The sequence below is a fragment of the Paenibacillus sp. P36 genome (assembly GCF_045866505.1).
GTDB classification, from domain to species: domain Bacteria; phylum Bacillota; class Bacilli; order Paenibacillales; family NBRC-103111; genus Paenibacillus_E; species Paenibacillus_E chondroitinus.
On the sequence record NZ_AP038372.1, the window covers coordinates 1,760,001 to 1,771,318 of the forward strand.

8 protein-coding genes and 2 rRNA genes (1 of these 10 only partly in view) are annotated in these 11,318 nt (G+C 42.2%); 8 read left to right on the top strand and 2 right to left on the bottom strand.

The genetic code is table 11. The features are described 5' to 3' along the window. The 8 genes from ACKTT9_RS08085 to ACKTT9_RS08120 form a co-directional block, all read left to right on the top strand. A 23S ribosomal RNA gene (locus ACKTT9_RS08085) occupies positions 1-2,481 on the top strand (it extends 435 nt beyond the left edge of the window). A 149-nt stretch (positions 2,482-2,630) separates the two neighbouring features. Next, positions 2,631-2,747: ribosomal RNA gene (gene rrf, locus ACKTT9_RS08090) — 5S ribosomal RNA — on the top strand. Positions 2,748-3,007: 260 nt separating this feature from the next. Continuing rightward, positions 3,008-3,397: a hypothetical protein gene (locus ACKTT9_RS08095; RefSeq protein WP_407871143.1), complete on the top strand. Its 390-nt coding sequence runs from the start codon at positions 3,008-3,010 to the stop codon at positions 3,395-3,397. Positions 3,398-3,788: 391 nt separating this feature from the next. Further along, positions 3,789-4,400: a zinc dependent phospholipase C family protein gene (locus tag ACKTT9_RS08100; protein WP_407871144.1), complete on the top strand. Its 612-nt coding sequence runs from the start codon at positions 3,789-3,791 to the stop codon at positions 4,398-4,400. A gap of 218 nt (positions 4,401-4,618) precedes the next feature. After that, on the top strand, positions 4,619-5,203 hold the full coding sequence (locus ACKTT9_RS08105) for a DUF2269 domain-containing protein (RefSeq protein ID WP_407871145.1): 585 nt from the start codon (positions 4,619-4,621) through the stop codon (positions 5,201-5,203). 179 nt (positions 5,204-5,382) lie between these two features. Beyond that, positions 5,383-6,822: a spore germination protein gene (locus ACKTT9_RS08110; RefSeq protein WP_407871146.1), complete on the top strand. Its 1,440-nt coding sequence runs from the start codon at positions 5,383-5,385 to the stop codon at positions 6,820-6,822. Continuing rightward, positions 6,823-7,920, top strand: coding sequence for a GerAB/ArcD/ProY family transporter (locus tag ACKTT9_RS08115; RefSeq protein ID WP_407871147.1), 1,098 nt, complete (start codon positions 6,823-6,825; stop codon positions 7,918-7,920). It begins immediately after the preceding gene. Then, complete coding sequence (locus ACKTT9_RS08120; protein WP_407871148.1) at positions 7,917-9,056, top strand: Ger(x)C family spore germination C-terminal domain-containing protein; 1,140 nt, start codon at positions 7,917-7,919, stop codon at positions 9,054-9,056. The genes ACKTT9_RS08115 and ACKTT9_RS08120 overlap by 4 nt, the downstream gene beginning before the upstream one ends. A gap of 550 nt (positions 9,057-9,606) precedes the next feature. Here ACKTT9_RS08120 and ACKTT9_RS08125 read toward each other — a convergent pair. Together ACKTT9_RS08125 and ACKTT9_RS08130 are read right to left on the bottom strand one after the other, a co-directional pair. Then, positions 9,607-9,921, bottom strand: a complete 315-nt coding sequence (locus ACKTT9_RS08125; protein WP_407871149.1) for a hypothetical protein — start codon at positions 9,919-9,921, stop codon at positions 9,607-9,609. A 326-nt stretch (positions 9,922-10,247) separates the two neighbouring features. Beyond that, the gene (locus ACKTT9_RS08130) at positions 10,248-11,264 is read right to left on the bottom strand and encodes a DMT family transporter (RefSeq protein WP_407871150.1); all 1,017 of its coding nucleotides are present in this window, start codon (positions 11,262-11,264) and stop codon (positions 10,248-10,250) included. Positions 11,265-11,318: the final 54 nt, after the last annotated feature.

Consider the following 11,318-nt stretch of genomic DNA (forward strand, 5'->3'; position numbering starts at 1 on the left):
TCGGAATCCGGCAGGACCATCTGCCAAGGCTAAATACTCCCTAGTGACCGATAGTGAAGCAGTACCGTGAGGGAAAGGTGAAAAGCACCGCGGAAGCGGAGTGAAAAAGAACCTGAAACCGTGTGCTTACAAAAAGTCAGAGCCCTCTATATGGGTGATGGCGTGCCTTTTGTAGAATGAACCGGCGAGTTACGTTCCCGTGCGAGGTTAAGTCGAAGAGACGGAGCCGCAGCGAAAGCGAGTCTGAATAGGGCGCATTAGTACGTGGACGTAGACCCGAAACCGTGTGATCTACCCCTGTCCAGGGTGAAGGTGAGGTAACACTCACTGGAGGCCCGAACCCACGAATGTTGAAAAATTCGGGGATGAGGTGGGGGTAGCGGAGAAATTCCAATCGAACTCGGAGATAGCTGGTTCTCCCCGAAATAGCTTTAGGGCTAGCCTCGGATGTGGAGTTGTGGAGGTAAAGCACTGATTGGGTGCGGGGCCCGCCAAGGGTTACCAAGTCCAGTCAAACTCTGAATGCCACAAACTTAAATCCGGGAGTCAGACAGTGAGTGCTAAGATCCATTGTCAAAAGGGAAACAGCCCAGACCATCAGCTAAGGTCCCCAAGTGTGTGTTAAGTGGGAAAGGATGTGGAGTTGCACAGACAACCAGGATGTTGGCTTAGAAGCAGCCACCATTGAAAGAGTGCGTAATAGCTCACTGGTCGAGTGACTCTGCGCCGAAAATGTAACGGGGCTAAACACGCCACCGAAGCTATGGCTTGCACTTTGTGCATGGGTAGGGGAGCGTTGTATGTACGTTGAATTCTGACCGTAAGGACAGGTGGAGCGCATACAAGTGAGAATGCCGGTATAAGTAACGAAAAGATCAGTGAGAATCTGATCCGCCGAAAACCTAAGGGTTCCTGAGGAAGGCTCGTCCGCTCAGGGTAAGTCGGGACCTAAGGCGAGGCCGAAAGGCGTAGTCGATGGACAACAGGTGGAAATTCCTGTACCACCGTAGCCGTTATGAGCAATGGAGTGACGCAGAAGGATAGTGACGCGAGCTGATGGATGCTCGTCCAAGCAGTGAGGCTGGTTAGTAGGCAAATCCGCTAACCGTAAGGCTGGGCTGTGATGGGGAGGGAAATTTTAAGTACCGAAGGTCATGATTTCACACTGCCAAGAAAAGCTTCTAGCCAGGCGAAGGTGCCCGTACCGCAAACCGACACAGGTGGGTGAGAAGAGAATTCTAAGGCGCGCGGAAGAACTCTCGTTAAGGAACTCGGCAAAATGACCCCGTAACTTCGGGAGAAGGGGTGCCTCGGTAGGGTGAATAGCCCGAGGGGGCCGCAGTGAAAAGGCCCAAGCGACTGTTTAGCAAAAACACAGGTCTGTGCGAAGCCGCAAGGCGAAGTATACGGGCTGACGCCTGCCCGGTGCTGGAAGGTTAAGAGGAGTGGTTAGGGGTTAAACCCGAAGCTATGAATTGAAGCCCCAGTAAACGGCGGCCGTAACTATAACGGTCCTAAGGTAGCGAAATTCCTTGTCAGGTAAATTCTGACCCGCACGAATGGCGTAACGACTTGGGCGCTGTCTCAACGAGAGATCCGGTGAAATTTTAATACCTGTGAAGATGCAGGTTACCCGCGACAAGACGGAAAGACCCCATGGAGCTTTACTGCAGCTTGATATTGGACTTTGGTACGATCTGTACAGGATAGGTGGGAGCCTTTGAAGCCTGAGCGCCAGCTTGGGTGGAGGCGCCGTTGGGATACCACCCTGATCGTATCGGAGTTCTAACCTGGTACCGTAATCCGGTATGGGGACAGTGTCAGGTGGGCAGTTTGACTGGGGCGGTCGCCTCCTAAAATGTAACGGAGGCGTTTAAAGGTTCCCTCAGAATGGTTGGAAATCATTCGCAGAGTGCAAAGGCATAAGGGAGCTTGACTGCGAGACCTACAAGTCGAGCAGGGACGAAAGTCGGACTTAGTGATCCGGTGGTACCGAATGGAAGGGCCATCGCTCAACGGATAAAAGCTACCCTGGGGATAACAGGCTTATCTCCCCCAAGAGTCCACATCGACGGGGAGGTTTGGCACCTCGATGTCGGCTCATCGCATCCTGGGGCTGAAGTAGGTCCCAAGGGTTGGGCTGTTCGCCCATTAAAGCGGTACGCGAGCTGGGTTCAGAACGTCGTGAGACAGTTCGGTCCCTATCTGTCGCGGGCGTAGGAAATTTGAGAGGAGCTGTCCTTAGTACGAGAGGACCGGGATGGACGTACCGCTGGTGTACCAGTTGTCTCGCCAGAGGCACCGCTGGGTAGCTATGTACGGAGGGGATAAGCGCTGAAAGCATCTAAGCGCGAAGCCCCCCTCAAGATGAGATTTCCCAGTATGTAAGACCCCTTGTAGACGACGAGGTTGATAGGTTCGAGGTGGAAGTGCAGCAATGTATGCAGCTGACGAATACTAATCGGTCGAGGGCTTAACCTATTCCCATTAAAGTGATGAAGAGCTCCGAAGTGGACTCAAGTACTTTAACGGGGCCCAAAGGATTTAACCCCTAAGGGCAAAATCTAAGATATTCAAACCTTTACGCAAGTTTCGTATCTAGTTTTCAAGGCGCAAACACGCTTTGACTGTTTGGTGATGATGGCGGAGGGGACCCACGCGTTCCCATCTCGAACACGACCGTTAAGCCCTCCAGCGTCGATGGTACTTGAACCGCAGGGTTCTGGGAGAGTAGAACGTTGCCAAGCACACAGACTTCACTTTAAAAGTGAGGTCTTTTTTATTTTTTTGAACGTTATCGATTATGCTAGCGGTGAACTTAGTTTAGCGATCAGGGAGCAGTTTGCCATCTTGGCAGCTGCTCCTTCTGTCGTTGCGCTAACGGGAGATTAGCGTGGTGATTGTCTCAAAAATTGAAGTATAATAATGGTATTAATTACTAACAAAGTGGGTGTAATTATACCCGAATGTTCACATTTCCAAACGAATTCCAGTAGGAGGAGAATAAATGGACAACTATCCCAAGTACGTAACTAGGGAAGCCATTGAAAGTCTCGTTAAAAAATTGAGCTTACCTAAACTCGAACCATTTACCCAAGATTGGGAATACGAAGTGGCAGATGATACAAGAATAGATGAATTTCTTTCTTGTTATGAAAGTTTAACTCTTAACGAAGAAGAAAAATTTGCTTTAATGATCGTAATTATTGGTTCACTCAATGACGCTATTGAAAAAGAAGATGTTAGTGATTCAATAATGAGAAAAGCAAAAGAGCTACTATTAAAAGATATAGCCATCCATACAAATACAATATTATATTGGTCATTAGAAAGTGAGGATCTAGAGGATTGCTTTGCCATAACTCCATTTATTAGGTGTGTTAAGGAGAGCATATAAATCAAACTGGTAGTAGTCTTGGAAAATTTGTAAAATTTCTAAATATGACGTCATACGTAATGTGCTAAATTTGCATTTTTTTTTGGAGTGAAATACATGAAGATTAGATGTACATGTGGAGATAGATATCATCTTAGATCAAACGAATTTTCATTCAAATAAAGGATACATCATTGCAGATCAAGATAATGAGTATTAGATATCTTATTGGTGAATTACACAATTCAAGAACAAGTATTTAATGCAGATTCTATATGTAGGAACCATCGCTTAACACCATATCTACGCAGCGTGCTGTTGCGACTAAAAAATATCCTATGATTATTATACTTAAAAATGATTGATTATCTTCCATATTTTGTGGTGAATTTATAAAGAAGGAGGCATACAGATGGGTTCAAGAATCATGCATTATTGTATTTCATCTCTATTAGCTGATAGGTTAGGTATTGAGAACAGGAACGAGTTTATGCTCGGGGGGATAGCACCTGATATACATGGGCTCATGGGTGTGGCAAAAGGAGTAACACATTTTAAGGATATTGATGTAAGTGGAAAAAGTCGTATCAACTACTTTCGCTTTTATGATACGTACAAGGATAACATGAATAAACCCTTTTACCTTGGTTATTTATGTCACTTAATTTCGAATGTAGTTTGGCTGGAACTATATTTAAAAATCGTGGGATTCGCATCTCCTCAGCAATTGAAGGAGAAAGGACTAGTCGCTTATCGTGACTTTGAAAGACTAAATGGAAGAATTATAAAACAATATTCTCTGAAACTGCATCAACATGTACTGCCTACCGTGAACATTGACGGGTATAACAGCCAATACTTACCTGCCTTACTAAATTTGCTAAGAAAGGACTTTACAATTGATGAAGTCCTTATGAATGAAGCGCTGGAGCTGTTTAACAACAATAACTTTGAAATCATTGACTATATTAACAAGTCGGTTGACGAGAGTATGGTGTTTTTGTCCAATATGCGATTAAGTTAACGGATAAATGTTAGCAAAATACTAACATTTGTGCAGTCGGCCAGAATGATCGGCTGCTTTTTCATAAAAAGTGAAGAGCTGGCACAATTTTTGAACAGAAGTGACTATGAAAAATAATTATTTTTTAACACTGACACATCGCTGTCAGCAATCGACCTGTAAGATAAAACTTGGAAACAGTTGCAAGTAAAATTTTATGGGCGAGGGGTCAGATTTTAATGATTGCTTTTTTGTGGACATTTTTAATGGTTATACTAATTGCGGGATCAGTCATCTTGGTTGGCAAATCGAGGGCTACCAGATTAGATGCAAAACGGAAAAAATGGTGGGTAATCTTCCATGTTCTCTTTGTGATTATGTATTTTACAGGGGTGTTAGGTAATTTCGTCTTAACGCTATTTACACTCTATTTAAAAGATCGTGAACTTATTTATGCTGCTCATTATTTTATCAAATATTTTGACTATTACTTAATTGTTCCAGGGGCTTTGGGGAGTTTGGCAACTGGTATTTGGCTAGCTGTCGGAGCGTGGGGGATCACCACACATTACTGGATTATCGCGAAGTGGGTCGGCAATTTAATGACGATTTTCTTTGGTAGTATTTTTATTGGTACGTGGATTGAAGAGGCATTAAATGCGCTTTCTCTAAAGGAGCTTGAACCCATGTACAATTCCGAATACCTTCATAGTCAAAAAATGATACTGATTGGAAGCGCATTAGTGTTAGCCATATTAGTCTTTTTAACCGCAATCTCCTATCTAAAACCGTGGGGGAAGAGAAAAGTAAGTCAACGACGATAATTTTGCTTACATCATTCTTTTCAATTGTAAAACAGTCGCCTGGAACAAAAAATTTCTAGCCGGCTGTTTATTTTTGTGGATGTGTTTGATACCATGTCTCCACCAAAAATTGGAATATAAAAAGCTGTATGTGGGGAAAATAACCGAAACTTTCCATTCCTAGAAGAGAGGGAACTCATATGAAAGTCGATCCATCTCTAAACGTCAACGAGAAGTCGCTGCAAAATATGCTGTTTAATAGCGCTGACTTTAAATCGAGCACCTTTCAATCCGGTAACCGCAGTTGTCGTCTCTTCTATTTAGACACAATGATTGAACTTGCAGTGGTACAGGAGCACGTTATTCGACCCTTGCTTCAGCAAACGGAAGACCTTAATCTTCGTGAAACTGTGTCTGTATTGGAATTTACGGAGACGGAACTGCTGAACGATGCGGTGAATGCCCTTGTGGAAGGTAAGACGGTGCTTCAAATCGACGGAGAAATGAAGTTATATTTACTTGGAACGGAAACAAAGAAAGAACGTGCTGTTAACCTGCCCGTGAATGAACGAGTGCTGCGCGGATCTAATGAAGCGTTGATTGAAAATGTGAGTACAAATATTAATTTGCTGCGTAAAATGATTGTCTCACCAGATCTCGTTGTCAAATATTATCGCCTTGGCAGACGATCGAATACGAAAGTCGCCTTACTGTACTTGCAAGAGCTTGCTAACGAACAAGTTATCCAAGAGTTTGAGCGTAGAATTGACCTTATCGACATTGATTATGTTGAAGCACCAGGCTTTATTCAAGAACTTATAGAGGATCGGAAATTCTCTTTATTTCCACAATTGATGATTACGGAGAGACCAGATCGCGTTAGATCATATTTAATGAATGGAAAAATAGGGATCCTAACCGATGGTTCGCCGGATTGTATTATTACTCCCGTCTCCTTCTGGGCATTCTTGCAATCCCCTGATGATTATCAAATAGGTTGGTTACTTGGCAGTGCTTTCAGGTTTCTTCGTATAATAAGCTTCATTATTGCAATGAGCTTGCCAGGCGTGTATGTTGCGTTAGTCACATTTGATCCGCGTATGCTTCCTTTTGAAATTTCATTAACGCTTCAAAGCTCTATGCAATACGTTGCCATGCCTCCCGTACTCGAAGCCATATTCATGTTGGTCACGCTTGAAATATTAAGAGAAGCGACGGTAAGGCTAGCAAGTCCTATTGGACAAACCATTGGTGTTGTTGGCGGTATAGTCATCGGAACTGTTGTTGTTCAGTCAAATCTGGTTTCCACCATGATGGTCATCATCATTGCCTTTACGGCTGTCGCTTCTTTTAGTATCCCGTCTTATGAAATGAGCAGTGCCGCACGTTTGTTATCATTTCCTTTCATCTTAATGGCCGCAACCTTCGGATTAATCGGCCTGGAATTGTCATACCTGATTGTGCTGACGCATTTAGCGCGTTTAAGCACGATGGGACTCCCCTACTTTTACAGTGGACTCAGCAAAAGCACAATTATGGATACCTTTTTCAGGGGGCCAATTCAGAGTCTAAGGGAACGTACGAAAGAAAGCTTGTCCAAAGATAAAACGAGAATCCGAATGCAAAGGGGTAAAAAATGAATGATTCACCTTAAGAAGCTTTCGTTAACACAGCTTTTTAATCTCATTATTTTAACTCAAGTGGGTGTATCCGTCTTATCAATTCCCTTTGCAGAGTCCAAACACGCAGGTTACGACTCATGGATATCTGTATTCATTGGAGGGGTTATTGCGCAAGCGATAATCACGATTATCTATTGCCTTAGTGCGAGATACGCCGATCGGGCGTTGCCTCAGTATATGTCTAACATTGTTGGAAAGATAATGGGATCAATACTGAATATAGCCATAGGATTATACTGTGCCGAGTCCAGTCTAATGGTTATTGTTTCTTATTCCGATGTGTTAGGCAGATGGGTGTTGATTAGGACGCCCTGGTTAGTTCTGGTTGGGATCTCATTCGGAATTGCTGCGTACATCGCTTCTTCTTCACTCCGGTCTATTGCGGTAATTACACAGAACATCATGATTATGTTTTTTATTGCCATGGTCATTATTTTTATCAGTGGGATAGGAAAAGGGGATATACGTCATTTTTTCCCAATCGGCAGTCATGGGGTGGGAGCTATCATGAGGGATGCTCTTCCGGCCTTTTGGGCATATGCCGGTTATGAGCTCCTTCTGTATGTCTTTCCAGCATTAAGTTATCGCAAAAAGAAAGATGTTTTTCTTGTAATGACTGTCGCTAATGGATGTACCACTCTTTTTTATATGTTAATCGCCTTAATTGTTACGTTTAATTTCAGTGAAAATCAGCTTAAAGTAATCCCTGAGCCTATGGTTTTTATACTCCGCCAATTCAAATGGCCTGTCGTACAAAGTTTAGATATCGTATTTATGACCATTTGGCTTGCGGTTACGACTGTAACCGCGTATATATATTTGTTTTTAGCAGCCCGCTACCTTTCTTATTCTTTTGGAAAAGAGATGGGGAACCATGCGGTCATCGTCTGGTTATTAGCGATCTTTTGTTTCGGATTAGGTATATTTGGATCGGACCGCAAAGTTATCTTTCAATTTTCCAACTATCATAGTTTTGCTACAATTGTCGTTATTGCCATTATACCGTTACTCCTTCTGTTAATATCGATAACGCGGGGGAAGGTAGGGGCAAGATGAAGAGGGTTGTCGTAAGTATTATGATTTTGTTACTTCTCACCGGATGCTGGGACAGATTGCCGCTGCGCAACCTTAAAATAGTTGATATAGCTGCAATTAATTATGATGAGAAGAGTAAAAAAGTATTGCTGAACTATGTTGTAACCAAATCAAGTAAGGCCGGGCAAGGGAGCGATGTGTCTCTTTCGGAATCAACAGAGATTTCAGATTCAAGTGTAATCAAAGCGGTTGGGCAGGGGTTATATAAAGAACAGGGTCCCTTTATTGGGATTAATACAAGATTGTTTTTATTGAGCGAAAGTTTTGCAGCACATCAACCCGTGCATGAGCTTGCTTTTTTACTCGAAACGCCATTTACGACCATTAATTCGCCGGTAGTCATTCTTGACGACCAAGATGCGGCATTTTTCAAACAGTTTAATAGCAGCACAATCACTGATAAAACAAAACTGCTGAATGATTTTGTGAAATCTTTAGAAACATACGGGATTGTTCCCAACGTTACGATGATGGATTTTCTTTTATCTAAGGAAGAACCATTAAATGATTTGGTATTACCTGTAATCAAACATGTCAATTCTCGAATGGAGTTTAATGGAGCTTTATTATTTCGTCAGAGTGAGAGCACAAGTATGATGCTTAATAATGAACAAGTTCAAAGCTTAATGTTTCTCGTAGGGAACGGGAATGTTGTGCAGAAATTAAAGGGATTTTCATCAAAATTCAACTATGGGCGGGTTGCAAGGACGGGCCATTTGGATGACAAGGATTACGCTTTTTTTATCAAGAAAATAAACAGCAAAATCATCGCACGTCAACGCTTGAGTAAACTTCCGGATATTACAATTAAGGTAAGCATGAATATATATGCAACCGAACTTGGAGAACAGCTTTCTGGTCTTAAGACTGAATACGTCAATGAAATGGAAAAAGCACTAAGTAATCATTTAAACGAAATGGCAACCAATACGATAAAAAAAATACAAGAGGCGAATTCGGATGTTCTTGGCATCGGAAAGGAGTTAAGAGCGTTTCATCCAGCTATATGGAAAACGTTGGAGTGGAGAAAAGATTATCCTCAAGTGTTGATTGAGCCACAATTTGAAGTTCGGATTTTGAATACAGAGATTGAGTGATAGAGTATTTTAGCACAGGCAAATGAATGAAGAAGTGAAAAACAAGCGGTCAATTCAATTTGACACGCTTGTTTTTGTTTTTTTAATTTACGCATGGCAGCTGCCGTGGCTGAGTACAACGACATAATAATCCCGATTTAGAACCTTGATAAATCAAGGTTCTTTTTCATTTGTCCGTATTTTCATGTCGTTTTGTTTTGAACGTGAAAATCCCTTTATACTGTGCTAGCGACAAGAAAACCACTTTATTGAGTATTGTATGAGCAATATTAGAGCGTGTTAGACTGAAAAAATGTAATGAAGACAGACAAGAGTTCATTAACGGGAACGATAGCGGAGCGATGGAGTTGATCCATCGCTTATTTAGTTATTACTCAATCCGCTCAACTAAAGGGCAGGTTAACTTAGCAAATATACCTTGAATTTATGATACGGGTCACCGTAATGTATCCAAGCACAAAGTACAATTTGACCACAAAATTTATATCAGTGTATAAAAAGAAGCCACTCCGAGAAAGGAGCGGTTCTTCTTTGAATTAGAATTTTTCGTTTATTTTTTAGCTACAATTGTAAATTCCCATGGAATGTTTTCATTTTCCCAACCAAGATGCTCATCAAATTTCTTTATATTAAAGTTAGATGTAATAACGGAATTTATTATTTCGCTAAGGGTATAAAGCCTAATCGAAACATCTGGAAAGTCTTGTTGTTCCTGTTCATCGAAATAGTGTTTATATGCTACATCCCCACTATGTAATTCTTCGTCAAAGTAGCTTTGTTGGATTTGATGCTCGATTTTAGAATTAGAGGAAACACGGAATGAAAGAGCACAGCGATGGAACAGAACCATCGCTTTTTCGTTCAACCTCGCCATTGAGTACCGCGATTTGTCGGTATGGTATTTGGAAGTCAGAAGCATTCATTTTTGGATATCGAATGAAGTAATTCGCGGTTTTCTACCTTTTCTCACAAAATCTATAACTGAGTAGAGATAGATTGAATGAAAAAAAATTTTTTCTCGAATTATAAATATATGGCGAAAGTTACTAAGGGTTTAGCAAAAAGTGAATTATGTTAGGTGCCAAGGTATCATTGGTGCTCAAGCTTACCCACGTAGTAAAGACTATCACGGCGTTTTATTCTCTCCAACTGTTCCTCTTGGTACCTCAAATAGTGGAAAAACCCCAGTTTCTATTTATCGGATTCGCTTGGTAATTGTTTATGCTTTCTCAACAACGGCGCAAGCTGCACAGCAATAATGGCCGTTCCGGTGATACATAACGAACCTGCTTGCAAATAGGTAATATTGCGTCCAAGAAACAAAATATCCATCAGGGCAACTTCCAGCAGCATTAAATTATTAATGAGGCTACTTTCATAGGCGCGCAGCTGCTTTTGGGACCAAGCCCAAAGTGTAAAGGCAAGTGCTCCATTGATGGGTCCAAGCCATAACAGAATAAGGATCAGCTTTAAAGAGAAAGGCGGAATACCCTCTAGTATGAATCCAGCTAATAGCATACCTGCAGCCCCGATTAGCATTGGTGTAAGAACGAGTGCAGAAGGGGCTGTTTGTTTTCGGGAAAGCAAATAACGGGAATAGGTCAAGTGCACAACGTTACCAACACAGGATATCAGGATCAAGAAGATGCCGATCAGGCTGCTTTGGGCTAAATGCCACGGAAAATAGTAAATGACGATGCCGGCCATAGCAGCGAGAACAGCCAGGAAGGTGGCGCGACCCTTCAACTCACGTAGCCAAAATGCGTCAATAACGAGCAGGAACAGCATATTTCCCATTGATAAGAACATGTTGGATTGCATAGGGGTCAAATAAAACTGACCTGCATACTGAAGTCCTTGTGCCAGAATAAACCCAGTAATTCCGAGTAACAAATTCTCTTTCCAGGTCAGCTTCCATTTCCCTTGTGATACTTTTTTGTTAACGCTTTGAACCTCATGTCCTCTTTTTCGCTGAGCGTGCTTTTGATTACGAAGCCGCAGCACCACCCATAAGGTAAATGCCGCTGCACTATAGCGCATGCCTGCAAGGGTAAAGGGACCTACGCCCTCAAAAAAAGCATATTGATTCAAAATGTAAGAGGAGGACCACAATAGCGTTACGAAGACGGCTGCTGTAATCGAAAGTACACGAATCATCGATAGTACCCGTATGTTGCTATTGTTCTTAACTTTCTTTTCTGCATCCATAATAGTTACTTCCCTTCTCTAACAAGGCTGTTGGTAACTCCATAGTAACCTTGT